We start from the raw sequence: 26,951 nt of genomic DNA, 5'->3' as shown, positions 1-26,951 counted from the left end.
GGGCTGCCGCACCGCCAGCCGCCCGGCCGGACGCCCAGCCGTGGAAAGTCACCGTCACCTTGGCCGAACGCGTGCAGCCGGCCTGCGCATGGATCCCGATCCGTCACCTGTGTGCTCCCCGAGCGCAGCCGCGGGACGGCCACCGTGCCGCCCGGCCTGCAGGCCGCGATGGCGGCCAGTATCGGACTGGACGCTCATCCTGCGCATCAGGTTTTCCGCAGTCTTGAGGAGCACCTCCGCCGCCGGTCCGGACCGGCGGCAAGCGCGCCTGGCCAGACCCGTGGCTCAGGCCCGCGGCGCGGCCATCGGCTCACCGAGCGCGCGCAGCACGTCGTGGCAGGCTCCCATCGTGTGGTAATCGGTCTTGCCGGCCGGGCTCTTCTCGTCGCCGTAGGCGCGGTTGTCGGGCGTGCGGATGCGGTACCAGGCGCCGTGGCGGTGGTCGATCATGTGCTGCCAGGCATAGGCCCAGATGCGGCGGTACCAGGTCCAGCTGCGCTCGGCGGCGGCGGCCATGCCGGGTCCGGCGCAGCCCTGCTGGGTGACGGCCAGCCAGGCCGCGGCGGCCAGGCTTTCGGCCTGGACCCAGAAGTACTTGTCGGCGTCGCACACCGCGCCGTCGGGGCCGAAGCCGTAGACCAGGCCGCCGTGCACCTCGTCCCAGCCCCGCTGCATCGCGGTGTCGAAGAAGCGGGTGGCCGTGGGCAGCAGCCAGTCGGGCACGTCCTGCTGCGCCTGCTGCAGGCGCCGGCGCAGCTGCAGCAGCAGCTTGGCCCATTCGGTCAGATGGCCGGTCTGGAAGCCCCAGGGGCGGAAGATGTTCGTCCGGTCGTGGCGGTTGTAGTCGAGGTCGACCCGCCAGTGGCTGTCGTAGTGCTCCCAGACCAGGCCGTCGCTCTGGCCGGCCAGACCCTGGGTGACGGCCTCGGCCAGTTGCAGCGAGCGCCTCAGGTAACGTTCATCCTGCGTTGCCTCATGGGCGGCGAGGAAGGCCTCGCAGGCATGCATGTTGGCGTTCTGGCCGCGGTAGGCGCCGATGCGCCAGTCGGCCGTGGCCTCGTCGGCGTACAGCGTGTGGGCCGGCTCCCAGAAGCGGCGGTCGAGCAGGCCGACGGCGGCATCGAGGCCGGCGCGCGCCTCCTCGATGCCGGCCATCAGCGCGTGCGCGTGGGCCAGCAGCACGAAGGCCTGACCGTAGGCCTGATGGCTGTCGTCGAGCAGGTGGGCGCGGGTGCCGTCCCAGTCGATCATCCAGGCATGGCCGCCCTGCGGATGGGCATGGGCCTGCTGCACGAAGGCCAGGCCGTGGCGCGCGGCCGCGCGATCGGACTCGTCGCCGAAGGCACGGAAGGCGGTCGCATGGTTGAAGACGAAGCGCGTGCTGCTGACGAGATGGCGCACCCGGCGCTCGTAGACGGTGCCATCGTCCTTGAAGAAATGGAAGAAGCCGCCAGCGGGATCGAGCGCACGTCCGGCATAGAAGCCGAGCGTCTGGCGGACATGGCCGCGCAGGAAGGCGGGATCGCGGAAATCGGGCCAGGGCGGGACCGCAGCGCCGTGGGAGGCAGAAGGCATGGCAGGCATCATGAGGAGCAGTCGTACGACCGGAAGGTCGCGATGAGCATAGCCGCGGGCCCGGGGCCGGCAGCCGCCGCGGCCGGGCATTCCCGCCCCGTGCTTTCCCCGGGGAACCCGCGCAGCCGGCGGCGATCGGCCGCGCAGGCACGTGGCGGCCAGTCCTGCACCACGGCCCTCACGGCGCGCCGGCACGGCGATGCACAATGGCGCGCCGTCGCACCGCCCGCTGTCCGTCACCGCATGAGCCTCACCGCCCCTGATCCGTACGACACCGCCACGGACTGGCCCGCCGGCGGCGAGGATCTGCCGCTGGTGCTGCTGGTCGACGACGAGGTGCGCTCGCAGGAGGCGATGCGGCGCACGCTGGACGAGGACTTCCGCATCCTGTGCGCCAGCGACACCACGGCCGCGCGCGCCCTGCTCGAACGCCACGACGTGGCCGTCATCCTGTGCGACCAGCGCATGCCCGGCCAGTCCGGCGTGGCCTTCCTCAAGGAGGTGCGCGAGCAGTGGCCGCAGGTGGTGCGCATCGTCATCAGCGGCTATGCCGACAGCGAGGACATCATCGCCGGCGTCAACGAGGCCGGCATCTTCCAGTACGTGCTCAAGCCCTGGGTGCCCGACCACCTGCTGGGCACCGTGCGCCACGCCGTCGAGGCGCGGCGGCTGCAGCACGGCCTGCAGCGCATCGAGCTCGACCTGCGTGCCGGCACGCCCGCGCTGCGCGAGCGCCGCAGCGAGAAGCTGCGCGAGGCGCGCCAGGTCTTCGGCTTCGAGCGCATCGTGCGTGCGGCCGGCTCACCGCTGGATGCGGTGTGCACGATGGCCGAGCGCATCGCCCGCTACGACCTGTCGCTGCTGGTGCTGGGCGAATCGGGCACCGGCAAGGAGCTGCTGGCGCGCGCCGTGCACTACGCGTCACCGCGCGCGGCCGGGCCCTTCGTGGTCGAGAACTGCGCGGCGATTCCCGACACGCTGCTGGAGTCCGAGCTGTTCGGCCACAAGCGCGGTGCCTTCACCGGCGCGGTCGACGACCACACCGGCCTGTTCCAGCGCGCGCACGGCGGCACCATCTTCCTCGACGAGATCGGCGAGACCTCGCCGATGTTCCAGGTCAAGCTGCTGCGCGTGCTGCAGGAGGGCGAACTGCGGCCGGTGGGCTCGACGCGCGCCGTGCCGGTCGACGTGCGGGTGATCGCCGCCACGCACCGCCCGATCGAGGAGGAGGTGCGCGCCGGCCGCTTCCGCGAGGACCTGTACTACCGGCTGGCCGGCGTCACGCTGCAGATGCCGCCGCTGCGCGAGCGCCCGGGCGACATCGTGCCGATCGCCGAGCACCTGCTGCAGCTGTCGATGGCCGAGCTCGGCCGCCCCGGCGCCCGCTTCGCCGACGATGCGCGTGCGGTGCTGCTGGGCTATCCCTGGCCCGGCAACATCCGCGAGCTGCGCAACGAGATCGCACGGGCCCTGGCGCTGGCCGAGGATGTGCATGCCGCAGCCGACGGCGCCCTGTGCATCGGCGTGCAGGCGCGGGACTTCTCACGCCGCCTGCTGGCCGGCCAGACCGGTGCGGCCGCGGCCACGGCCGGCAGCGGCAGTGCCCTGCCCCAGGGCGTGCCGGCCAAGGGCACGCTGGCCGAGCGGCTGGACGCCATCGAGGCCATGGTGCTGCGCGAGGTGCTGCTGCGCCACCGCTGGAACAAGACCCAGGCCGCCAAGGAGCTGGGCCTGTCACGCGTCGGCCTGCGCGCCAAGCTGCAGCGCTTCGGGCTCGAGAACTGAGCACCTGACCGCCAGACCGCCAGACCGAAGAGCCTGCCATGTCGCCGTCGATGCCCTCTCCCGCAGCGCAGAGCCCGTCCCGGCTGACGGTGCTGTGGCTGCAGTCCGGCGGCTGCGGCGGCTGCACGATGTCGCTGCTGTGCGCCGACACGCCCGACTTCGGCGCCCTGCTGGCCGACGCGGGCCTGGACCTGCTGTGGCACCCGTCGCTGAGCCTGGCCAGCGGTGACGAGGTGCGGGCCCTGCTGGAGGACTGCCGCAGCGGTCGCCAGCGGCTGGACGTGCTGTGCGTCGAGGGCGCCATCCTGCGCGGGCCCGGCGGCAGCGGCCGCTTCCACCTGCTGGCCGGCACCGGCCGGCCGATGATGGACTGGGTGCGCGAGCTGGCCGGCGTCGCCCGCCATGTGGTGGCGGTGGGCAGCTGCGCGGCCTGGGGCGGCATGTCGGCGGTCGCGCCGCTGGCGCCCGGCGGCGTGGCCGCGGGCCTGGCCAGCTCGCTGGCCGGCGGCCTGGGTCTGACGGGCGCGGCCGGCACCGGCCACCCGCTCGCCGATCCGACCGAGGCCTGCGGCCTGCAGTACGAGGACGAACGACCCGGCGGCCTGCTGGGGGCGGATTTCCGCGCCGGCGGCGGCCTGCCGGTGGTCAACGTGGCCGGCTGCCCGACCCATCCGGGCTGGGTGATCGAGACGCTGATGGCGCTGGCCGAGGACACGCTGACGGCCGACGCGCTCGACGCCCTGGCCCGCCCGCGCTTCTATGCCGACCACCTGGTGCACCACGGCTGCACCCGCAACGAGTTCTACGAGTTCAAGGCCAGTGCCGAGAAGCCCGGCGACCTGGGCTGCATGATGGAACACCAGGGCTGCAAGGGCACCCAGGCCCATGCCGACTGCAACAGCCGGCCCTGGAATGGCGAGGGCAGTTGCACCCGCGGCGGCTACGGCTGCATCAGCTGCACCGAACCCGGCTTCCAGAACCCGGGCCATGCCTTCGACAGCACGCCCAAGCTGGCCGGCATCCCGATCGGCCTGCCCACCGACATGCCCAAGGCCTGGTTCGTCGCCCTCGCCTCGCTGAGCAAGAGCGCGACGCCGAAGCGGGTCAAGACCAATGCGACGGCCGACCACCGGGTGGTGCCACCGACGCCGCGCAAGACGCGCCTGGGCTGATCCGGCTCAGGGCCGCATCAGCCCCTCGGGCAGGGGCAGGCCGCCGGCCAGGGCCAGCTGCCAGCGGGCGCGCAGCCATTCGGCCTGCGCACCGGCCCGCTGCAGCCGGGCGGCGGCCAGCGCGTCCTGCGTCGCCAGCAGCTCGGTGTAGCTGCTGACGCCCAGGCGGAAGCGTTCCTGCACCACGTCCCAGGCCTGCTCGGCCGCGGCCAGCAGGCGGGCCGACTCCTGCAGCGCCTCGCGTTCGCCGTCCAGTGCCGTCTGCTGCAGCAGCCGCTGCTGGCGCAGGCCGCGCGCCGCCTGCTCGGCATCCAGCCGGGCGGCCTCCACCTGGGCCTCGGCTTCGCGCTGGCGGCTGGCCCCCAGGCCGCCGTCGAGCAGCGGCAGACTCCAGCTCAGGCCCACGGTGCGGCTGCTGTAGCCCCCGGCACTGTCCTTGACCCGGGACAGACTGCCGTCGATCTGCACCGCGCCCCAACGCTCGGCCCGGGCGGCCGCCAGACGGTCCTGGGCCTGCATCTGACGGGCCTCGGCGGCGCGGCGCTGGGGATGCTCCGCCAAGGGCAGGCCCGCCGGGGTGGCCGGGGTGGCCGGGGTGGTCGGGGTGGTCGGGGTGGCCGTGCCGGGCCCGGACGGCGGCATCGCCTCGTCCAGCGCCGCCGCGGCATCCAGCTGCAGGGCCGCGGACGCGGGCAGGCCCAGCGCCAGGGCCAGCGCGTGCAGCGCCCGTTCCCGCGCGGCCCCGGCCCGCGTCAGCTCCAGCGCCGCCTGGCTGCGCGCGCGCTGGGCCTGCAGCGTCTCGCCCAGCGAGGCGGCACCGCCGCGCTGGCGCTGGGCGGCCACCCGCTCGGCGGTGCGCGCACTGTCGACGTTGGCACGGGCCGCGGTCAGCCGGCCATCGGCGGCCAGGGCGTCGGCGTACAGGTCCACCGTCGAGGCCAGCGCCTGCAGCCAGCGCGCCTGACGCTCGGCCTCGGCGGCCTGGATGCCCTGCTCGCCGGCCCGCACGGCCGCGGCCCGGGCGCCGAAGTCCAGCACCGTCCAGCGGCCGCTCACCGAGCGCTCCTGGCTGCCGGCATCGACCCCCGCGATGCGGGTGCGCGAGGTGGCGACCGACCACTGTGGCCAGTAGGCGGCCCGCGCCTGGTCACGCTGGGCCTGCGCGGCCTGCAGCTCCACACCGGCACGCCGCCAGGCCACGGCCCGGCACGCCGCCAGACGCAGCACGGGCTCCAGCGCCAGCGGCAGCGGCCGCGCCACCTCGCCCGGCCGCGCGGCCGCCAGCGGCCAGGGCGCACAGCCGCTCACCGGATCGGCGGCGGGCTCGTCCGCCGGCACCACCCCGACGGAGCCGATCGACTCCACCGTACCCATTGTCCCGATCGCGACCGGACGCACCACCTGCGGCTGGGCCTGCACGGACGACAGCACGCCCACCGACGCGAGCAGGACCCGGCCCGACGCCGCACCCACCCGCCGCGCCCAGGTACGGGCGCGGCTGCCGCGCTCGCCAAGACCGTCACGGCCGTCACGACCGTCACAGCCGCCACGGCCCTCGTCACCACCGCCCACCCCGTCCACGGCATCCCCGCCCGGACCGTCATGCCCTGCCCGCATCCCCACGCCCGTCTCCTTGTCCATCCCCTGCGCGCCGCGGCGCCCCTGCGGACCGCCGCTCATCGCGGGGCCACCCAATGCCGCTGCAGACGGGCCAGATGCTCGGCCGAGGACTCGTCGTGCACGATGCGGCCATCGCGCAGTTCGATCACCCGGTCGACCAGGGCCAGGGTCTGCGGCCGGTGCGCGACGACGATGCGCGTCAGCGACATCGCCGCGATGGCCTGGCCGATGCGGGCCTCGCGGGCCACGTCGAGCTGGCTGGTGGCCTCGTCGAGCACCAGCACCCGCGGCCGTCCATAGAGCGCGCGCGCCAGCAGCACGCGCTGCTTCTGCCCACCCGACAACGCGGCACCCATGTCGCCGACCAGCGTGTGGTAGCCCATGGGCAGGGCCGTGACGTCCTCGTGCACCTCGGCCAGACGGGCGCAGGACTCGATGCGCGCGGTGTCGGGCCGGGGATCGAAGAACGCGATGTTCTCGGCGATCGTGCCGGCGAACAGCACGTCGTCCTGCATCACCGTGCCGACCTGCCGCCGCCAGGCCTGGACGGCCGAGGACTCCAGCGCCCGGCCGTCGATCAGGACCTGGCCCTGGGTCGGCGTGAAGATGCCCAGCAGCAGTTGCACCAGCGTGGACTTGCCGCAGCCCGAGGGCCCGGCGATGGCCACCGACTGGCCCGCCGGAATGTGCAGGTCGATGTCCGCCAGCACGTCCGGCCCGGTGCCGGCATAGCGGAAGCCCAGCGCCTGCAGCGTGATGGCCGGCGGCGCCGTGGCGCCCGCGGCGGGCTCGCGCCGGGGCCGGCGCTGCTCGGGCTCGGTCGGGGTCAGCACGATGTCGCCCAGGCGCTGGGCGTCCAGGCCCAGCATGCGCAGCTCGAACCAGCGGTTGATCAGCTCGGTGGCCCGGGTGTCGAACTGGGTGCGGTAGGCGACGAAGGCCAGCAGCATGCCCACCGTCAGCTCGCCCGCCATCACGCTGCGGGCGCCCAGCCACATCAGCCCCAGCGCCGCCGCGCCCGACAGCGTGCGCCGGGCGGCCTGGTAGATCACGTCCAGACGCTGGGCGCGGACATCGGCGTTGACGTCGGCCACCATCAGCGACTGCCAGCTCGCCAGCCGCTCGTGCTGGCGCGCGAACAGGCGGATCGCCCGCATGCCGCGCAGGGACTCCAGCAGATGGCTCTGCTCGAGCGCGGCGCGGATCAGCCGGTCGGAAGCGGCCGCGCGCGACGGCCCGTACAGCGCCTGGCGCAGCACCGCGTACAACACCACCGACAGCGCCGCGAAGCCGGCCAGCACGGGGCTGTAGGCCAGCATCAGGCCGAAGGTCAGCAGCACCATCAGGCCGTCGATGCCGGCCTCGACGAAGGTGCTGGTCAGCACGCGCTGGATGTTGCCGACCGACTCGAAGCGCGACATCAGGTCACCGAGGTGACGGCGCGCGAAGTAGTCCAGCGGCAGGCGCATCAGGTGCGACAGCACGTTGCTGCGCCACTGCACGCGCAGCTGGGTGCCCACGCGCAGCAGCACCCAGCTGCGCATCAGCTGCAGGCCCTGCTGGATCAGCAGCACCAGCACGAAGCCCAGGCCGAGCGTGGTCAGCAGCGAGGCGTCGCGGGCGACGATCACATGGTCGACCACCCATTGCGCGAACAGCGGACTGAGCAGGGCCAGGGCCTCGACCGCCAGCGACAGCGCCAGCACCCGCCACAGCGTGGCGCCCAGGCCGCTGACCCGGCCCACCAGCTGCCGCAGCGAGACCGCGCGGGCCTCGTCACGGCGGGCGAAGCCGCCGGCCGGCCAGGCCTCGACGGCCACGCCGGTGAAGTGCTCGCCGAACTCGTCGAGGCCGAGCGTGCGCTCGCCGATGGCCGGGTCGTGGATCACCGCCTGGCGGCCGCGCAAGGCCACCAGCACGACGAAATGGGCCATGTCCCAGTGCAGCATGGCCGGCAGCCGCAGCTGCGGCAGGTCCGACATCTCCAGCTGCACGGCCCGCGTGACCAGCTGCTCGCGCTCGGCCATGTCGACGAAGTCGGCCACGCTCATGCCGTGCGGCACCGGGCCGTGCCGGCCCCGCAGCGTGGGCAGATCGGTGCTCACGCCATGGGCGCCCAGCAGCATGCCCAGGCAGGCCAGGCCGCACTCGCTGGCCTCGGTCTGCAGCAGCACCGGCACGCGGCGGCCACCGCCCCATTGCAGGCGGGCGTTCAAGGCGGGGCCGTGGACCGGGCCCTCGTCGCCGCGGGGCGCCGATCCGGCGCCGTCGCGGTGGCGCCCACCGGCAGTGGTGGCGCTCATGGCCGGCCTCCGGCGGCGGCGGCCGGCGGCGTGGGTGGCACCGGCGGCAGTGTCACGCCCGGCGGCGCCAGCCGGCTGCGCAGGGCGAACACGGGCTCCAGCACCCATTCGTACAAGGGACGACTCTCGTGCATCAGGACGGCCTCGACCCGCATGCCCGGGCTCAGCGGCAGCGGACCGGACGTGCCGGCCACGCTCTGCGCGGGCAGGCGGACGGTGATGGGAAACATGGCCTCGGCCGCGGCCTGCGGATCGGTGGCCGGTGGCACCTCGTCGGCCGGTGCCGGCGTGCGACCGACCGTCAGCACCTGGCCGGTGGCCTGACCGAACTTCTGCCAGGGATAGGCGTCGTAGCGCAGCTGCACCGCGGTGCCCGCCTGGGTGAAGCCGGCCGCGCGGCTGGGCGCATACAGCCGCGCCTGCAGGTCCGCGCCCTGGGGCAGCAGCTGGGCGAGCACGGCCTGGGGCTCGACGCTCTGGCCGGGCTCGCCCCGCACCAGGCTGAGCACGCCGTCGGCCGGGGCGGTGACGACGATGCGCCGGCGCGCCTCCGTCTCGGTGAGCTCCTGCTGCAGCAGGGCCAGCGCGCGCTCGGTCTCGGCCCGTTGGGAGCCCTGGCGCAGGCGCTGGGCATCGAGCTCGCGGCGGCCCGACTCGGCATCGCGCCGCAGCGCCAGCCGTTCGCGCTGCAGCGCCTCGCCGCGGGCGCGCTGCTCGGTCAGATCGACCTCGCGCAGCTGCAGCTCGTCGCGCGAGACATAGCCCTGGGCGGCCAGGGACCGGTAGCGGGTGACCGCGTCCTGCGCCGCCTCCACACGGGAGGCCTGCAGCTGCAGCTGGCGCTCCAGCCGGGCCTGCTCGGCCTCCAGCACGCTCTCGCGCTGGCGCTGGCGCTCGGCCTCGCGGGACTGGCCGTCATCGAGCCGCCGCAGCTCGTCTTCGAGCGAGGTGCGGCGCAGCGCGATCTGCTGCGCGATGTCGCGCTGTACCTCCTGCAGACCCGGCCCCAGCCGTTCGCCCGACAGCACGAACAGCAGCTGGCCGCGGCGCACCACCTGCTGTTCGCTGGCGTGGCGTTCGAGCAGCAACCCGCCCTGGGGCGCCGTGATGCGCAACAGGCCCTGGTCCGGCACCAGCCGGCCAACGACGGTCGAGCGGCGGGTGTAGCTGCCCAGCACCAGCAGGCCGGCGAGTGCGGCCAGCAGCAGCGCGGCCACCGCGGCCGTCCAGCCCGAGGCACGGCCCGGGCTCAGCAGGATGTCGCCATGGGCCCGCGGCGCCAGGGCCTGCAGCGCCTGCTCGCGAAAGCGCACGCGGCCTTCGCCGTCGTCGGCGGCTTCGTCGTCGTCGCGCGGGGCCTCCTGGCGGGCCCGCTGGCGCTGGCGCGGCTGGGCCGGCTGGACAGGCTCGGCCGGCTCGGCGAACGGATGGGGCTGCGGTCGGCGCGCCACCGGCTCTGCCGCGGCGGAAGGCCGGGCACGGCCGCCCCGCGCCTGCGCGCCGGCCTCGGTCCGTGGATCGATCTGCGTCGGCGCGAACGCGCGCTGACGGCGGCGCTCAGCCTCCGACACCGGCATGCCGCGCGTGGCGCGGTCCCAACGGCCTGCGGGACCCGGCCCGACCTTGCGACACGGAAAAAGAAAGTACGACTGACATCCCGAAACGACTGACGACGACGGTCAGGGTCGGCCGCCGATTCTGTGGCGCCGATTGGACGACGTCCGCCACCGCGGCCGACGCACGCGCGGGCCGCCGGCCGGAGGTTTCCGTGACGGATGGCCCGCGCCGGGCCCGGGCATCACACGCCGTCCGGCGGCGCCGCACCACGAGAACGCGAAAAGGGCCCTCGTGAGGGCCCGATCCGGCAGGCTGCCCGTGCGTCACCGCACGTCAGCTCTGTCTGTGAGCACGTGGCTCGGCGAGGCTCAGTGGCCGCAGCCGCAGTTGCTGCCGCCGCCTTGGTTGCCACCGTAGCTCTTGCGGCCCCAGCCGCCGAACAGCCAGCTCAGCAGCCACAGGGTGCCGCCGCCAACTTGCTTCATTTCCTTCTTGCTCAGAACCTTCATGGTGGACTCCAGATGTATCGCGGGTGGGGGTTTCGTCGCTGGGGTTGATCACCACCAGCAACGTAGGGAAATCTTAATTTCCCGCCCAGAAATAATCCCCGCCAAACTGTATGGAACCGTTGCCGGAATCCGGTCCCGCGCAACGTCTGGTTGCGCCCCCTTCCCCGGAGCGTGACGCCCGTCACGAACCCGGTGCGGGGTATTTGAGCGCGTTGCGGGCCAGTTTGTCGGTGACCGCGGCCTGCAGGTCCACGCCGCAGACATCGGCCAGCCGCAACAGGTACATCAGCACGTCAGCCACTTCCTCGCCGATGCGCTGGCGGCCGGCCGGATCGTCGGCCAGCGCGCGGGCCTGCTCGGGGGTCAGCCACTGGAACAGCTCGACCACCTCGGCCGCCTCGACGCTGAGCGCCATCGCCAGGTTCTTCGGGTTGTGGAAATCGAGCCAGCCGCGGGCGGCGCCGAAGGCCCGCAGTGCGGCCTGGAGTTCACGGGTGTCCATGGGCGCAGTATCCCGCCGGCGCCGGCGTTCAGTCGGCCGCCGGCAGCCAGACCTCGGCGCGCAGCCCGCCCGAGGGCGCGTCGCCCAGCGTCACCGTGCCGCCCAGGGTCTCGGCCACCCGCCGCACGATGGCCAGACCCAGGCCGGAGCCGGTCTGGCCGTTGCCGGCGGCCCCGCGCACGAAGCGCTCGAACACCCGCTCCCGCTCGGACGGCGCGATGCCCGGGCCGTCGTCATCGACCCGCAGCCGCCAGCCGGGGCGGCCCCGGTCATCGGCGACGGCGGCCAGATCCAGCTGCACATGGCCGCCGTCGGGCGTGTAGCGCAAGGCGTTGTCGACCAGGTTGCGCACCAGCGCACCCAGACCGGCGGCATCCCCGCGCACCGCCATCGGCAGGCCGCCCGCGTCCGCCGGCCCGCTCAGCTGCTGGGCGCGGGCGCAGGCCAGCGGCTGCGCATCGGCCAGCACCTGGGCGCTCAGGCTGGCCAGATCGACGCAGCTGGCCTGCGCCGCCTGCGCGCCGCCCGGCTCGCTGCGCGCCAGCGTCAACAGCTGGGCCACCAGGCGGCCGGCGCGGTCGACACCGGCCACCAACTGCGCGTGCACCGCGTCGCGGTCCGGCCCCGCGGGCACGCGCTGCAACAGCTGGGCCTGCAGCTTGAGCGCCGTCAGCGGGCTGCGCAGCTCGTGGGCCGCATCGGCGATGAAGGCACGCTGCGCGTCGAGCGCCTGATCGAGCCGGCCCAGCAGGCCGTTGAGCGCCTGCACCAACGGCGCCACCTCGTCGGGCAGATGGCGCAGCGGCAGCGGCTCCAGGCTGGCGGCATCCCGGGCGGCGATCTGCGCGGCCGTGCGCTGCAGCGGCGCCAGCGCGCGGCTGACCAGCCACCACAGCGCGGCGGCCAGCAGCGGCGCGCCCGCCAGCAGCGGCCAGACCGCACGCCAGGCCGATTCGGCCGCCAGCGCGCGGCGGATGCGCAGCGGCTGCGCGACCTGGATCACCCGCCCGGCCGCGGCCACGGCGAAGCTGCGCCAGCGCTCACCACCGGCCACGTCGACATCGGCATAGCCGAGCACCGCCCGCCCGGGCAGCGCGCGGTGGCGGCGCGAGGCATAGACGATGCGGCCGTCCAGATGCCAGATCTGGATCACGAAATCCAGGTCCTCGTCGTTGAGCGCGGCGGCCTCGTCGGGGCTGATCTCGCCCTGGTCGCGCAGGCCCAGCGCCATCTGGCGCAGCTGGTAGTCGAACAGCTGCTCGGCCTCGTGCAGCACGTTGCGGTAGGTGACCATGCCGACGCTGACGGCCACCGCCGCCAGGCCCAGCATCAGCGAGGCGATCAGGCGGGCGCGGATCGAGCGCCGGGTGCGCCGCAGCAGCGGGCCCAGGCGTTGCACCAGCGGCAGATCGGCCGGCCCGGGCAGGCGCGGCGGCCAGTGGCGGGCGGTGGGCGTGGGCGTGGCCTGGGCCTGAACCTGGGCCGGGGTGGGCAGGTCGGCCGCAGCGCGCGCCGGCGCCGCGCCCGGCGCGGGATCGGTCGTCGGCATCAGGCCGGACCGCCGGGGGCCGGCGTGCCTGCAGTCTCACCGCCGGCCGCCGGCGCGCCCAGGAAGTAACCGACGCCCCGCATGCTCTGGATCAGCTCGGCGCCCAGCTTCTTGCGCAGCTGGTGCACGTAGACGCTGACGGCATTGCTCTCGACCGCCTCGCCCCAGCCGTAGAGCCGGTCCTCCAGCTGGGCGCGGGTCAGCACCGCACCGGGGCGCTGCATCAGCGCCTCCAGCACCGCGTACTCGCGCGCCGACAGCAGCACCGGCCGGCCGTCCAGGCTGACCTGGCGGGTGGCGGTGTCCAGCCGCAGCGCGCCGTGGCGCAGCGCGCTGTCGGCATGGCCGGCATGGCGACGGCTGACGGCGCGCAGCCGCGCGGCCAGCTCGTCGAGCTCGAAGGGCTTGACCAGGTAGTCGTCGGCGCCGGCATCCAGGCCGCTGACGCGGTCGGCGGTGGCATCGCGCGCGGTCAGCACGATCACCGGCGTCGCGTCGCCGCGCGCGCGCAGGCCACGCAGCACGTCCAGCCCGGCCAGCGGCCGCGCGGCCTGGCCGGCGCGCTCGGGCAGGCCGAGGTCCAGCAGCACGAGGTCGAAGCGCTCGCCGCTCAGCGCGGCCTGGGCCGCATGGGTGTCGTAGACCCAGTCCACCGCATGGCCCTCCAGCTTCAGGGCCTGGCGCAGGGTCTCGCCGATCATGCGGTCATCCTCGACCAGCAGCAGTCGCATCGTTCGTCGTCGTCGTTGTCGTTGTCGGGAATCGGCCGGGGTGGCGGCGTGGCCAGCGTGGCGTGCACGCGGCAAGCAGCACGCGGCACGCGGCGGGGCAGCGCCGGCGGCGGGCGGCGCCCCTCGGCAAGACCCTGAGCATAGCGGGCCGACCGGAGGCGGCTCCTAGAATCGATCGCACGATGACGCACCCCGCCCTGCCCGCCACCGCCGTTCCGTCCCCCGATGACCGCGAGGCCGCGCCCGCGCAGGCCCATCCGGTGCCCGCCCGGCTGCTGCGGGTGCGCGCGGCGCTGGCGCGCTGCGGCGCCCAGGCGCTGCTGGTGCCGAGCGCCGATCCGCACCTGTCCGAGTACCTGCCGCTGCGCTGGCAGGGCCGGGCCTGGCTGTCGGGCTTCACCGGCTCGATGGGCACGCTGGTGGTCACCACCGACCGCGCCGTGCTGTTCGCCGACAGCCGCTACTGGGAGCAGGCCGAGACCCAGTTGGCCGGCAGCGGCATCGCACTCGAGAAGATCCCCACCGGCGCCGCCACCCACCACATCACCTGGCTGGCGCGCGAACTGCCGGCCGGCTCGACCGTCGCCGTCGACGGCCAGGTGCTGGGGCTGGCCGGTGGCCAGGCGCTGCGGCGCGCGCTGCAGGCGCGCGACATCACGCTGCGCACCGACCTCGACCTGTTCGACGCCACGGTCTGGCCCGACCGCCCGGACCTGCCGGCCGCCCCGGTCTACGAGCACACCGCCACCTGGACCGACCGCAGCCGCGCCGACCGCCTGGCCACCGTGCGCGCCGCGATGGCCGCCCACGGCGCCAGCCACCACCTGGTCTCGACGCTGGACGACGTGGCCTGGATCACCAATCTGCGCGGCGCCGACGTCACCTTCAACCCGGTCTTCCTCGCCCACCTGCTGCTGAGCGCCCGCGAGGCCACGCTGTTCGTCGGCGCCGGCAAGATCGACGCCGCGCTGGCGGCCGCACTGGCCGCCGACGGCCTGCGCCTGGCCGACTACGCGCAGGCCGGCGACGCGCTGGCCGCGCTGCCGGCCACCAGCACGCTGCTGGTCGATCCGCGCCGCATCACCTGGGGCCTGCGCGAGCGGGTGGCCGAGGGCGTGGCCGTGGTCGAGGCGATCAATCCCAGCACGCTGGAGAAGTCGCGCAAGACCGCGCACGAACAGGCCTGCCTGCGCGAGGCCATGGCCCACGACGGCGCGGCCATGTGCCGCTTCTACGCCCGCTTCGAGGCCGATCTGGCCGCCGGCGTGCGCCACAGCGAGCTCAGCGTCGACGAGCACCTGAGCGCCGAGCGCGCGAAGCTGCCCGGCTACCGCGACCTGAGCTTCGACACCATCGCCGGCTACCAGGCCAACGGCGCGCTGCCCCACTACCGGGCCGAGCCGCACGCCTTCCGCTGGCTCGACGGCGCGGGCCTGCTGCTGATCGACTCCGGCGGCCAGTACCTGGGCGGCACCACCGACATCACCCGCGTCTGGCCGATCGGCGGCGCCCCGACGGCCGCCCAGCGCCGCGACTACACCCGCGTGCTGCAGGGCATGATGAACCTGTCGCGCGCCGTCTTCCCCGAGGGCACGCCAGGGCCGATGCTCGACGCGCTGGCGCGCGCGCCGCTGTGGGCCGACGGCCTGGACTACGGCCACGGCACCGGCCACGGCGTCGGCTACTTCCTCAACGTGCACGAGGGCCCGCAGTCGATCAGCAAGACCGTGCCCGAGCCGCAGATGGCCCTGCGCGCCGGCATGGTCACCTCCAACGAGCCCGGCCTCTACCGCCCGGGCCAGTGGGGCATCCGCATCGAGAACCTGCTGCTGACCGTGCCGCAGCCCACGCCCGAGGACGAGCGCTTCGGCGCCATGCTGGCCTTCGAGACGCTGACGCTGTGCCCGATCGACACCCGGCTGGTCGAGCCGACGCTGCTGCGGCCCGACGAGACCGCCTGGCTCGACGCCTACCACGCGACGGTGCGCGAGCGGCTGGCACCGCTGCTGCAGGCGCCGGCCGACGCGGCCGCGCTGGCCTGGCTGGACGCGCGCACGCAGCCGCTGGACCGGCCCTGAGGCGGCGGCCGGCAACGCTCCCCGCCCCCGGGAGCCGAGCCAGGAGCCGGACCGGGCCCTCCAGAGGCGCCCGGCCGCCGCCGCTCAGACCAGCACCCGCCGCGGCCGCTGCGCGCGCGCCTCGATCGCTTCCACGTAGAGCGCGAGGTAGGCCCGCGCCGGCCCTTCCCAGGACAGCGGACGGTCCATGCCGGCCGCCTGCATCGCGGCCCAGCGCGGGGCATCGGCCCGCAGCGCCGCGGCCCGCCGCACCGCCTGCTCGAATGCGGCCGGCGTGGCCGCGTCGAAGACGAAGCCGGTGACGCCATCGTCGACCGTGTCGGCCAGGCCGCCGCAGCGCCGCACCACCGGTGGCGTGCCGTAGCGCAGGCCGTACATCTGGGTCAGGCCGCAGGGCTCGAAGCGCGAGGGCACGGCGATCACGTCGGCACCGGCGATCAGCTGGTGGGCACGCGCCTCGTCATAGCCGATGTGCACGGCCACGCGGCCCGGATGGGCCTGCTGGGCCATGCGGAAGGCCGCCTCCAACGCCGGATCACCGGTGCCCTGGACGACGAACTGCACGCCCGCGGCCACCAGCGCCGGCAGCGCCGACAGCACCAGGTCCAGGCCCTTCTGTGCCGTCAGCCGGCTGACCACCGTCAGCACCAGCGCCCGGTCGTCGACGGCCAGGCCGGCCGTGCGCTGCAGCGCCTGGCGGCAGGCCGTCTTGCCGGCCATGCGGCCGAGGTCATAACGCGCGTCCAGAGCCGCATCGCGCGCCGGGCTCCAGACCGCCTCGTCGAGGCCGTTGAGGATGCCGACCACGTCGCCGCCACGGCCGCGGATCACGCCGTCCAGGCCGCAGCCATGCTCATGGCCGGCGATCTCGCGCGCATAGGTCGGGCTGACGGTGGTCACCTTGTCGGCGAACTTCAGCCCGGCCTTCATGAACGAGAACTGGCCATGGAACTCCAGGCCGGCCGGGCTGAAGCAGCGCGAGCCCAGCCCCGTCTGCCAGGCGTCGGGCAGCGGGAACAGGCCCTGGAAGGCCAGGTTGTGCACCGTGTAGACGCTGGCCGCGCGGGTGGGCACGTGCTCGGCCATGTGGGCGCAGGCCAGGGCCGCATGCCAGTCGTGGGCATGCACGACGTCGGGCACCCAGTCAGGGTCGACCTCACCCGAGGCCAGCCGCGCGCCGATCAGGCCCAGCAGGCTGAAGCGCTGCAGGTTGTCCGGCCATTCGCTGCCATCGCTGGCCTGGTAGGGGCTGCCGCCGCGCTGCCACAGCTGCGGCGCCTCGATCACGTAGACCGGCAGGCCGGCGCCCGGCAGCCGGCCGGCCAGCACCCGCACACGCAGCGCGCCGCAGCACGGGCCGATGTCGAGCACCGCCCGCAGCCCCTGCACCGCCTCGATGATGGACGGCAGGCCGGGCAGCAGCAGCCGCACGTCGGCACCGGCGGCCGCCAGCGCCGGCGGCAAGGCCGCCACCACGTCGGCCAGCCCGCCGGTCTTGACCAGCGGGTAGACCTCGGCGGCCACATGCAGCACGCGCAGCGCGGCGCGGCCACCGAGCGCCGGTCGCGGCAGGAGACGCGCGCTCACCGCACTCATGCGCCAGCGCCGATGGCCGCCAGCATCGTGCGCGTGACCAGCGTGATGCCGCGCTCGCTGCGGTAGAAACGCTGCTCGTCGTCCTCGGCGTTCTCGCCGATCACCATGCCGTCGGGGATCACGCAGCCGCGATCGACCACCACCCGGTTGAGGCGTGCGCCACGGCCCACCTGCACGCCCGGCAGCAGCACGCTCCAGTTGACGCTGGACTGCGAGTGCACGCGCACGCTGGAGAACAGCACGCTGCGGAACACCGCACCGGAGACGATGCAGCCGCCCGAGACCAGCGACTCGATGGCCAGCCCGCGCCGGTCCTCGGCGTTGTGCACGAACTTGGCGGGCGGCAGCTGCGCCTGGTAGGTCCAGATCGGCCAGCGGTTGTCGTAGAGGTTGAGCTCGGGATCGGTGGCCGTGAGATCGATGTTGGCATCCCAGTACGCGTCGATCGTGCCGACGTCGCGCCAGTAGGACGGCGCGCCGGACTTGGCGCCGACACAGCTCATGTCGAAGGGATGGGCCACCGCGGCGCCGTTGCGCACGGCCGCCGGGATGATGTCCTTGCCGAAGTCGTGGCTGGAGCCGGGGTCGTTCATGTCGCGCTCCAGCTCCTTGTAGAGGTAGCGCGCGTTGAAGATGTAGATGCCCATGCTGGCCAGCGAGCGGCCGGGCTTGCCGGGCATGGCGGGCGGATCGGCCGGCTTCTCGATGAAGTCGGTGATGCGGCGCTGCTCGTCGACGGCCATCACGCCGAAGGCGGTGGCCTCCTCGCGCGAGACCTCGATGCAGGCCACCGTGCAGTCGCGCCCGTGGGCGACATGGTCGGCCAGCATCAGCGCGTAGTTCATCTTGTAGATGTGGTCGCCGGCCAGCACCACGATGTAGTCGGCGCCATACGAGGCCAGGATGTCCTGGTTCTGGTAGACGGCGTCGGCGGTGCCGCGGTACCAGCTCTCCTCGTCGATGCGCTGCTGGGCCGGCATCAGGTCGACGAACTCGTTCATGTCGCTGCGCAGGAAGGCCCAGCCGCGCTGCAGGTGGCGCAGCAGGCTGTGGCTCTTGTACTGCGTGATCACGCCGATGCGGCGGATGCCGGAGTTCAGGCAGTTGCTGAGGGCGAAGTCGACGATGCGGAACTTGCCGCCGAAGTAGACGGCGGGCTTGGCACGGCGGTCGGTCAGTGCCTTCAGGCGGCTGCCGCGGCCTCCGGCCAGCACCAGCGCGACGGTGCGCTTGGGCAGGTCGAAACTCTGTGCGAGAGAAGCGTTGTGGCTCATGGTCTCCTCACTTTTGCAACCACTGTGCCACCGAATCCGGACGGTGGCAGTTACGACTCGGGTTCATTCTGCATGCTGCCATGCGGCCGCAGCCTTGCCCATGCGTGAAGGCATGAATAATGCAAAGCCTGACTTTCCGCTGACTCACCGGCCCGGTGACGGGTCCCGCACGCGATGAACGCTCCGCTGTCCGATTCCCTGGCCGCCCGTGTCGAACGCCATCTGCTGCACACCGTCGGGGTCGCCCCCGCGGACGCGGGACCGCTGGCGCTGATGACCGCCGTCTCGCAGGCCGCACGGGCCGAGCTCTCGCGCCGTTGGGTGGCCACCGACGCCAGCGACCGCGCGCTCAAGGCGCGCCGCGTCTGCTACCTGTCGATGGAGTTCCTGATCGGCCGCAGCCTGGGCAACGCGCTCGACGCGCTCGGCCTGAACGAGGCCGCCGAGGGCAGCGTGGGCTCGCACGCACGCCAGCTGGAGGACATCGAGAGCCGCGAGCCCGACGCCGCGCTCGGCAACGGCGGCCTGGGCCGGCTGGCGGCCTGCTTCCTCGACAGCATGGCCGCGCTGGGCCTGCCCAGCTACGGCTACGGCATCCGCTACGAGTTCGGCATGTTCGCGCAGCGCATCGTCGGCGGCCGCCAGGTCGAGCAGCCGGATCCCTGGCTGGAGGACGGCACGCCGTGGGAATTCCCACGGCCCGACGTGCACTACCCGGTGCGCTTCGGCGGTTGGGTCGAGCGGCCCGAGTCGCCCGATGCGCAGCCCGTCTGGCGCCATGCCGGCGAGGTCTCGGCCAAGGCCTACGACCACGTGATCCCCGGCCACGGCACCGAGCGCGTGAGCACGCTGCGGCTGTGGAAGGCCGCCGCCCCGGCCCACATCGACCTGGCCGCCTTCAACAGCGGCGACTACGCCCGCGCGGCCGAGTTCAAGAACCAGTTCGAGAACATCTCCTGGGTGCTCTACCCGAACGACTCCACGCCCGCCGGCCGCGAGCTGCGCCTGAAGCAGGAGTACTTCTTCACCAGCGCCAGCATCCAGGACATCGTCGCCCGCCACCGGGCCGAGCACGGCCGGCTGAGCAACCTGGCCGACAAGGTCGCCATCCACCTCAATGACACCCATCCGGCCATCGGCGTGGCCGAACTGATGCGGCTGCTGGTCGACGAGCACGGCGTGTCCTGGGCCGCGGCCTGGGACATCACCCGCCGCACCTTCAGCTACACCAACCACACGCTGATGCCCGAGGCGCTGGAGACCTGGCCGGTGAGCCTGATGCAGCAGGTGCTGCCGCGCCATCTGGAGATCATCTTCCGCATCAACGCCGAGCTGATGGCGCTGGCCCAGGCCACCCGGCCGGGCGACGTCGACTTCATGCGCCGGCTCTCGCTGATCGACGAGACCGGCGAGCGCCGCGTGCGCATGGCCAACCTGTCGATCGTCGGCAGCCACACGGTCAACGGCGTCTCGAAGCTGCACTCGGACCTGCTGGTGGAGACCATCTTCAAGGACTTCACCGTTCTGTGGCCGGACCGCTTCACCAACATGACCAACGGCATCACGCCGCGGCGCTGGCTGGCGCAGGCCAATCCAGGGCTGTCGGCGCTGCTGGACGCGCGCATCGGCACCGGCTGGCGGCGCGACCTGATGCAGCTGCAGCGCCTGAAGCCGCTGGCCGAGGACGCCGCCTTCCGCGCCGAGTTCCGCGCCATCAAGCGGGCCAACAAGCAGCGCCTGGCCGCGCTGATCGAGCGCACGACCGGCGTGGTCGTCAGCCCCGACAGCCTGTTCGACGTCCAGGTCAAGCGCATCCACGAGTACAAGCGCCAGCTGCTCAACGTGCTGCAGGTGGTGCACCGCTACCAGGCCATCCTGGCCAACCCGGACGCACCGGTGGTGCCGCGCGTGGTGGTCTTCGCCGGCAAGGCCGCCAGCAGCTACCACACGGCCAAGTCCATCATCCGCCTGATCCACGACGTGGGCGCCGTCATCAACCGCGACCCGCGCGTGGGCGACAGGCTCAAGCTGGTCTTCATCCCGAACTACGGCGTCTCGGTGGCCGAGACCATCATGCCGGCGGCCGATCTGTCCGAGCAGATCTCGACGGCCGGCACCGAGGCCTCGGGCACCGGCAACATGAAGCTGGCGCTCAACGGCGCGCTGACCATCGGCACCGACGACGGCGCCAACATCGAGATCCGCCAGGCCGTCGGCGACGACAACATCTTCATCTTCGGCCAGCTGACCCACGAGGTGACGGCCCTGCGCGCGGCCGGCTACCAGCCGATGCGCATCGCCGACGGCGATCCGGCGCTCCAGGCGGTGCTCGACAGCATCGCCGCCGGCGCCTTCAACCCCGACGAACCTGCGCGTTATCGCGGCCTGATCGACAGCCTGCTGTGGGGCGGCGACCACTACCTGCTGCTGGCCGACTTCGCCGCCTATGTCGCCGCCCAGGCGCGCGTCGATGCGCTCTACCGCGATGCCGAGGCCTGGTCGCACAAGGCGGTGCTCAACGTCGCCGGCATGGGCGGCTTCTCGTCCGACCGCACCATCCGTGAATACGCCGAGCGCATCTGGCGCGTGGCCGGTCAGGCCTGATCGCGACCGCCGGATACAGTCGGCCGCATGCTGTCGCCACACGAGATCGAGCTGATCCGCCAGGGCCGCCACGGCGACCCTTTCGCCGTCCTGGGCCTGCACCGCGACGCCGACGACCAGGCCTGGGTGCGGGCCTTCCTGCCCGGCGCACGGGCCGTGCAGGTGCTGGGCGCGCACGATGACCGTGGCCTGGGCGAGCTGCTGCGGGTGCATCCCGACGGCGTGTTCGACGGCCCGGTCGCCCTGCCCACCGGCGAACGCGGCTACCGGCTGCGCGTGCACCAGGCCGATGGCACGCAGCGCACGCTCGACGACCCGTATCGCCTGGGCCCGCTGCTGGGCGAGCTCGACATCTGGCTGCTGGCCGAAGGCACGCATCTGCGGCCCTGGAGCGTGCTGGGCGCCCACACCGGCGTGCACGAGGGCGTGGCCGGCACCGGCTTCGCCGTCTGGGCGCCGAACGCCTCGCGCGTGAGCGTGATCGGCGACTTCAACGGCTGGGACGGCCGCTGCCATCCGATGCGCCTGCGCCGCGACTGCGGCGTCTGGGAGCTGTTCGTGCCCGGCCTCGGCCTGGGCGAGCGCTACAAGTTCGAGCTGCTCGATGCGCAGGGCCAGCGGCTGCCGCACAAGGCCGATCCGATGGCCCGCGCCGCCGAGCTGCGCCCGGCCACCGCCAGCGTCACCGCGCCGCTGCCCGCGGCGGTGGCGCCCGACGCCGCACGCCGCGCCGCCAACGCGGTCGATGCACCGATCAGCATCTACGAGGTCCATGCCGCGTCCTGGCGCCGCATCCCCGAGGACGGCGACCGCTGGCTGAGCTGGGACGAGCTGGCCGCGCAGCTGCTGCCCTATTGCGCGGACATGGGCTTCACCCACGTCGAGCTGATGCCGGTCAGCGAGCACCCGTTCGACGGCTCCTGGGGCTACCAGACGCTCGGCCTGCACGCCCCCACCGCACGCCACAGCCGGCCGCAGGCCGACGGCCGCATCGTCGGTGATCCGCAGGGCCTGAAACGCTTCGTCGAGCGCGCCCATGCCCTCGGTCTGGGCGTCATCCTCGACTGGGTGCCGGCGCATTTCCCGCTCGACGACCACGGCCTGGCCCGCTTCGACGGCAGCCACCTCTACGAATACGCCGACCCGCGCGAGGGCTACCACCCCGACTGGCACACCGCCATCTACAACCTGGGCCGCACCGAGGTGCGCAACCTGCTGGTCGGCAACGCGCTGTACTGGCTGGAGCGCTACGGCATCGACGGCCTGCGCGTCGATGCCGTGGCCTCGATGCTCTACCGCGACTACAGCCGCGCGGACGGCCAGTGGATCCCCAACGTGCACGGCGGGCGCGAGAACCTGGAGGCCATCGCCTTCCTGCGCCGCATGAACGAGGTGGTGGGCGCCGAGCGGCCGCAGGCCATCACCGTGGCCGAGGAATCGACCGCGTTTCCCGATGTCTCGCGACCGACGAACGCCGGTGGCCTGGGCTTCCACTACAAGTGGAACATGGGCTGGATGCACGACACGCTGCACTACATGGCGCACGACCCGGTGCACCGGCGGCACCATCACGGGGCGTTGAGCTTCGGCCTGGTCTACGCGTTCAGCGAGCAGTTCGTGCTGCCGCTCTCGCACGACGAGGTGGTGCACGGCAAGGGCTCGCTGCTGGGCAAGATGCCGGGCGACCGCTGGCAGCAGTTCGCCAACCTGAGGAGCTACCTGGGCTTCATGTGGGGCCATCCGGGCAAGAAGCTGCTGTTCATGGGCGGCGAGTTCGCCCAACAACGGGAATGGTCGGAAGCGCGCAGCCTGGACTGGCATCTGCTCGACCACGGCCCCGACGCCCCGGCCCACCGCGGCATGCAGGCCCTGGTGCGCGACCTCAACCACCTGCTGCGCGCCGAGCCCGCCCTGCACCAACGCGACTGCAGCCCCGAGGGCTTCGAATGGATCAGCCACGACGACGACGCGCACAGCGTGCTCGCCTTCGTGCGCCACGGCCGGCCCGGCACGGCGCCGGTGCTGGTGGTCTGCAACTTCACGCCGGTGCCGCGCCAGGGCTGGCGCGTGGGCGTGCCGCGCGCCGGACGCTGGCGCGAGGCGCTGAACACCGATGCCGCGGCCTACGGCGGCAGTGACCTGGGCACGCCGCTGGGCGAGGCCCGCAGCCAGGACGTGCCGGCGCACGGCCGCGCACAGTCGCTGCTGATCGATCTGCCGCCCTTGGCCACCGTGTTCTGGACATGGACGGCCTGAGCCCCGGCACACTGCCCCTGCAGCCCGGCCGGCCCTGGCCGCTGGGCGTGCACTGGGACGGCCAGCACCTGAACATCGCCGTCCATGCCCGCCATGCGCAGGCCATCGAGCTGTGCCTGTTCGAGCGCGCCGATGCGCGCGAGGCTTGGCGCGCCCGCCTGCCCGCCCGCACCGAGGACGTCTGGCACGGCCGCCTGGCGGCGGACGCCCTCGCCGAACGCGGCCTGCCCGCCGGCCCCGGCCTGCTCTACGGCCTGCGCGCCCACGGCCCCTGGCGGCCCGAGCGCGGCCAGCGCCACAACCCGCGCAAGCTGCTGCTCGACCCCTGGGCGCGGCAGATCGTCGGCCGCTTCGACCACGGCCCCGAGCACATGGGCCACGACGTGGCGCACCCGCTGCAGCCCGATCCACGCGACAACGCCGCCACCGCGCTGAAGTGCCGCGTCGTCGCCGAGGGCGCAGGCGACGGCTTCGACTGGCAGGACGACACCCCGCCGGCCATCGACCCGCGCCAGCGCGTGATCTACGAGCTGCACGTGCGCGGCTTCAGCCGCCTGAACGAGGCCCTGCCGCCCGAACTGCGGGGCACCTACGCCGGCCTGGCCCATCCGGCCAGCATCGCCTGGCTCCAGCGCCTGGGCGTGACCACGCTGAGCCTGCTGCCGGTGCAGCACAAGCTCGACGAGGCCCGCCTGGCCGACCTGGGCCTGAGCAACTACTGGGGCTACAACACCCTCGGCTTCTTCTGCCCCGAGCCGACGCTGGCGGCCGATCCGGCGCACGCGCGCGACGAGTTCCGCGCGATGGTGCGCGCGCTGCACCGCGCCGGCCTGGAGGTGGTGCTGGACGTGGTCTACAACCACACGGCCGAGAGCGACGAGCACGGCCCCACGCTGTGCTGGCGCGGCCTGGACAACGCCGGCAGCTACCGCCTGCCGCCGGAGCGGCCGGCCAGCTACGAGAACCCGACGGGCACCGGCAACGCGCTCGACCTGCGGCGCGCCGGCCCGCTGCAGCTGGTGCTCGACAGCCTGCGCTTCTGGGTGCAGGAGATGCACGTCGACGGCTTCCGCTTCGACCTGGCGCCAGTGCTGGCCCGCGGCGACCAGGGCTTCGAGCGCGACGGCCCCTTCTTCCGCGCGCTGGCCCAGGACCCGGTGCTGCGGCCGGTCTGGCTGTCCGGTCTGATGATCGCCGAGCCCTGGGACATCGGCCCCGACGGCTGGCAGGTCGGCGCCTTCCCGCGCGGCTGGCGCGAGTGGAACGACGGCTGCCGCGACACGCTGCGCGCCTTCTGGCTCGGCGGGGCGACCGACCGCGGCGCCTTCGCCCATGTGCTGGCCGGCTCGGCCGGGCGCTTCCAGGCCCGCGGCCGCAGCCCGCTGGAATCGGTCAACTACGTGGTCTCGCACGACGGCTTCACGCTGCGCGATCTGGTCAGCTTCGACCAGCGCCACAACGCGGCCAACGGCGAGCACAACCGCGACGGCCACGGCCACAACCTGAGCTGGAACTGCGGCCACGAGGGCGCTACCGACGATCCCGAGGTGCTGGCCCTGCGCGCGCGGCTGCAGCGCGCGCTGCTGGCCACGCTGGCGCTGGCCCAGGGCACGCCGATGCTGGCCGCCGGCGACGAGCTCGGCCACAGCCAGGGCGGCAACAACAACCCCTATTGCCAGGACAACGCGACCACCTGGATCGACTGGGCGCAGGCCGACCACGCGCTGGCCGACTTCAGCGCCGCGCTGCTGCGCCTGCGCCGCGTCGTGCAGCCGCTGCGCGCCGACTGGTACACCGGCGTGGCCGATGCGCACGGCCGGCCCGACCTGGGCTGGCTGCGGCGCGGCGGCGGCAGCCTGGGCGACGGGGACTGGCGCCAGCCGGCCAGCCGGGTGCTGGGTGCGCTCGTCGGCGCGACCGGCGGCGCGGCCAGCCCGCTGCTGCTGCTGTTCAATGCCGAGCCACAGGACGCGGATTTCGCGCTGCCCGCCTCGGATGCCGCCGATCGCGCCTGGCAGCTGCTGCTCGACAGCAGCGCGGTGCAGCCCTCCGGCGGGCTGCATGCGGCCACGATCCGCCTGCCGGCACGCAGCGTGCTGGTGCTCGACGGTTCGGCCGGCCGCTGCCTGCGGGCCCTGTGCGATGGCACGGCCTGATGCCCGGCGCTCGCGACCGGAACAGGCCGATCCTGACGCGCGCTGACCTTCCCTGAGGCTCGCTGAGGCTCGCTGACCCATCTGCCGCCCCGCGCCACTCCGGTGGCCCGGCCCCGCCCCGCCATCCTCCTGCCCCGAACGGAACCCGCCCATGCGACTGCCCCGCGCCAGCGGCATCCTGCTGCACCCGACCTCGCTGCCCGGCCCGCACGGCAGCGGCGATCTCGGCCCCGAGGCCCGCCACTTCATCGACTGGCTGGGCGTGGCCGGCCAGCGCCTCTGGCAGATCCTGCCACTGGGGCCGATCGGCCCCGGCCACTCGCCCTACATGAGCGGCTCGGCCTGCGCCGGCAACCCGCTGCTGATCGATCTGGGCGAGCTGCAGCAGCGCGGCTGGCTGGACAGCGCCGAGCTGGCCGACGCGCCGCGTGGCGACCCGCACCGCGTCGACTGGGCCCGTGTCGTGCCCTGGCGCATGGCACGGCTGGAGCAGGCGGCCGCCCGCTTCGCGCGTCAGGCCGATGCCACGCAGCAGCAGGCGCTGGCCGACTGGGCCGCGGGCCAGGCCCATTGGCTGGACGATTACCTGCTGTTCATGGCGCTGGACGAGGCGCACCCGGGCCTGCGCTGGACGCAGTGGCCCGCCGCCCTCGCCGCGCGCGCGCCCGACGCCCTGGCCGCGGCGCGCCAGCGCCTGGCCCCGCGCATCGCCTTCTGGCGCTTCGTCCAGTGGTGCTTCGCCCGCCAGTGGCAGGCACTGCGCGCCCATGCGCGCAGCCGCGGCGTGCGCATCGTCGGCGACGCACCGATCTTCATCGCCCACCACAGTGCCGAGGTCTGGGCCGCGCCAGCGCTGTTCGAACTCGATGCCGCCGGCGAGCCGACGGTCATCGCCGGCGTGCCACCCGACTACTTCAGCGCCACCGGCCAGCGCTGGGGCAATCCGCTGTACCGCTGGAGCGCCCATGCGGCCGACGGCTACCGCTGGTGGATCGCCCGCCTGCGCCACATCTTCGAGCAGGTCGACATCGTGCGCATCGACCACTTCCGCGGCTTCTGCGACTACTGGGAAATCCCGGCCGACGAGCCCACCGCGATCCACGGCCGCTGGCGTCCGGGGCCCGGCCGCGCGCTGTTCGATGCCGCCCAGGCCGCACTCGGCGCGCTGCCGGTGATCGCCGAGGACCTCGGCATCCTGACGCCCGACGTGGTGGCCCTGCGTCAGGCGCTGGACTTCCCCGGCATGCGCATCCTGCAGTTCGCCTTCGACGGCGGCGCCGACAACGTCTACCTGCCGCACCACCACAGCCCCGACAGCGTGGTCTACACCGGCACCCACGACAACGACACGACCTTGGGCTGGTGGTCGCGGGCCGGCGATCACGAGCGCCATCATGTGCGCAGTTATCTGGCCACCGACGGCCACGACATCGCCTGGGCCATGCTGCGCGCGGCCAGCGCCAGCGTGGCCGACACCTGCATCCACCCGATGCAGGACGTGCTGACGCTCGACGGCTCGGCCCGCATGAACCTGCCCGGCCAGGGCGAAGGCTGGTGGGCCTGGCGTTTCGACTGGTCCCAGGTCCACGGCTGGCACGGCCAGCGCCTGGCCGAGATGACGCGGCTGTTCGGGCGCGACGCGGACTGACATCGCACCGCGCGGTCACGCACGACATAAAAAAGG

Annotated in this window: 17 protein-coding genes; 7 read left to right on the top strand and 10 right to left on the bottom strand. The window is 73.6% G+C overall.

Going from position 1 to position 26,951, the window contains the following annotated elements:
- Nucleotides 1-285: 285 nt before the first annotated feature.
- Nucleotides 286-1,575: an AGE family epimerase/isomerase gene (locus AACH11_RS09225; RefSeq protein WP_423228714.1), complete on the bottom strand. Its 1,290-nt coding sequence runs from the start codon at nucleotides 1,573-1,575 to the stop codon at nucleotides 286-288.
- A gap of 243 nt (nucleotides 1,576-1,818) precedes the next feature.
- Here AACH11_RS09225 and AACH11_RS09220 point away from each other — a divergent pair, with 243 nt between their 5' ends.
- On the top strand, nucleotides 1,819-3,360 hold the full coding sequence (locus AACH11_RS09220) for a sigma-54-dependent transcriptional regulator (protein WP_341373920.1): 1,542 nt from the start codon (nucleotides 1,819-1,821) through the stop codon (nucleotides 3,358-3,360).
- Nucleotides 3,361-3,410: 50 nt separating this feature from the next.
- The gene (locus tag AACH11_RS09215; protein WP_341373919.1) at nucleotides 3,411-4,532 is read left to right on the top strand and encodes an NADH-quinone oxidoreductase subunit B family protein; all 1,122 of its coding nucleotides are present in this window, start codon (nucleotides 3,411-3,413) and stop codon (nucleotides 4,530-4,532) included.
- Between the two features lie 6 nt (nucleotides 4,533-4,538).
- Here the strand turns inward: AACH11_RS09215 and AACH11_RS09210 are convergent, their stop codons facing one another.
- From AACH11_RS09210 to AACH11_RS09180, 7 genes are all read right to left on the bottom strand, one after another.
- Complete coding sequence (locus tag AACH11_RS09210; protein ID WP_341373918.1) at nucleotides 4,539-6,173, bottom strand: TolC family protein; 1,635 nt, start codon at nucleotides 6,171-6,173, stop codon at nucleotides 4,539-4,541.
- Nucleotides 6,174-6,208: 35 nt separating this feature from the next.
- Complete coding sequence (locus AACH11_RS09205; RefSeq protein WP_341373917.1) at nucleotides 6,209-8,455, bottom strand: peptidase domain-containing ABC transporter; 2,247 nt, start codon at nucleotides 8,453-8,455, stop codon at nucleotides 6,209-6,211.
- Nucleotides 8,452-9,906, bottom strand: a complete 1,455-nt coding sequence (locus AACH11_RS09200) for an HlyD family secretion protein (protein WP_341373916.1) — start codon at nucleotides 9,904-9,906, stop codon at nucleotides 8,452-8,454. Before AACH11_RS09200 ends, AACH11_RS09205 begins: the two co-directional genes overlap by 4 nt.
- Before the next feature lie 474 nt (nucleotides 9,907-10,380).
- Nucleotides 10,381-10,521 carry a hypothetical protein gene (locus AACH11_RS09195; RefSeq protein ID WP_341373915.1) on the bottom strand — a complete coding sequence of 47 codons (141 nt, stop codon included), beginning with the start codon at nucleotides 10,519-10,521 and terminating at the stop codon, nucleotides 10,381-10,383.
- A gap of 181 nt (nucleotides 10,522-10,702) precedes the next feature.
- The gene (locus tag AACH11_RS09190) at nucleotides 10,703-11,023 is read right to left on the bottom strand and encodes a nucleotide pyrophosphohydrolase (RefSeq protein ID WP_341373914.1); all 321 of its coding nucleotides are present in this window, start codon (nucleotides 11,021-11,023) and stop codon (nucleotides 10,703-10,705) included.
- Nucleotides 11,024-11,051: 28 nt separating this feature from the next.
- Nucleotides 11,052-12,572, bottom strand: a complete 1,521-nt coding sequence (locus tag AACH11_RS09185; RefSeq protein ID WP_341373913.1) for a sensor histidine kinase — start codon at nucleotides 12,570-12,572, stop codon at nucleotides 11,052-11,054.
- Nucleotides 12,572-13,303, bottom strand: coding sequence for a response regulator transcription factor (locus tag AACH11_RS09180; RefSeq protein ID WP_341373912.1), 732 nt, complete (start codon nucleotides 13,301-13,303; stop codon nucleotides 12,572-12,574). The genes AACH11_RS09185 and AACH11_RS09180 overlap by 1 nt, the downstream gene beginning before the upstream one ends.
- A 182-nt stretch (nucleotides 13,304-13,485) precedes the next feature.
- Between AACH11_RS09180 and AACH11_RS09175 the strand changes: the two genes are divergently transcribed.
- A complete protein-coding gene (locus tag AACH11_RS09175) occupies nucleotides 13,486-15,381 on the top strand; it encodes an aminopeptidase P family protein (RefSeq protein WP_341373911.1) in 1,896 nt (631 codons plus the stop codon).
- Nucleotides 15,382-15,465: 84 nt separating this feature from the next.
- Here the strand turns inward: AACH11_RS09175 and glgA are convergent, their stop codons facing one another.
- A complete protein-coding gene (gene glgA, locus AACH11_RS09170) occupies nucleotides 15,466-16,920 on the bottom strand; it encodes a glycogen synthase GlgA (protein WP_423228720.1) in 1,455 nt (484 codons plus the stop codon).
- Between the two features lie 53 nt (nucleotides 16,921-16,973).
- On the bottom strand, nucleotides 16,974-18,251 hold the full coding sequence (glgC, locus tag AACH11_RS09165; RefSeq protein WP_341373909.1) for a glucose-1-phosphate adenylyltransferase: 1,278 nt from the start codon (nucleotides 18,249-18,251) through the stop codon (nucleotides 16,974-16,976).
- Nucleotides 18,252-18,425: 174 nt separating this feature from the next.
- On the opposite strand from glgC, the gene AACH11_RS09160 reads away from it, so the two are divergent.
- The 4 genes from AACH11_RS09160 (at nucleotide 18,426) to malQ (ending at nucleotide 26,915) form a co-directional block, all read left to right on the top strand.
- The gene (locus AACH11_RS09160) at nucleotides 18,426-20,855 is read left to right on the top strand and encodes a glycogen/starch/alpha-glucan phosphorylase (RefSeq protein WP_341373908.1); all 2,430 of its coding nucleotides are present in this window, start codon (nucleotides 18,426-18,428) and stop codon (nucleotides 20,853-20,855) included.
- 27 nt (nucleotides 20,856-20,882) lie between these two features.
- On the top strand, nucleotides 20,883-23,111 hold the full coding sequence (gene glgB / locus AACH11_RS09155; RefSeq protein WP_341373907.1) for a 1,4-alpha-glucan branching protein GlgB: 2,229 nt from the start codon (nucleotides 20,883-20,885) through the stop codon (nucleotides 23,109-23,111).
- Nucleotides 23,099-25,267 (top strand): glycogen debranching protein GlgX, encoded by a 2,169-nt coding sequence (gene glgX / locus AACH11_RS09150; protein WP_341373906.1) that lies wholly within the window; start codon nucleotides 23,099-23,101, stop codon nucleotides 25,265-25,267. The genes glgB and glgX overlap by 13 nt, the downstream gene beginning before the upstream one ends.
- 151 nt (nucleotides 25,268-25,418) lie before the next feature.
- Complete coding sequence (malQ, locus tag AACH11_RS09145) at nucleotides 25,419-26,915, top strand: 4-alpha-glucanotransferase (RefSeq protein ID WP_341373905.1); 1,497 nt, start codon at nucleotides 25,419-25,421, stop codon at nucleotides 26,913-26,915.
- The last annotated feature ends 36 nt before the right edge of the window (nucleotides 26,916-26,951 follow it).

Source organism: Pseudaquabacterium rugosum (assembly GCF_038066575.1).
GTDB lineage: Bacteria > Pseudomonadota > Gammaproteobacteria > Burkholderiales > Burkholderiaceae_C > Pseudaquabacterium > Pseudaquabacterium rugosum.
Note: the sequence above shows the minus strand (reverse complement) of the source record. Positions and strands in the feature narration are given on the sequence as shown.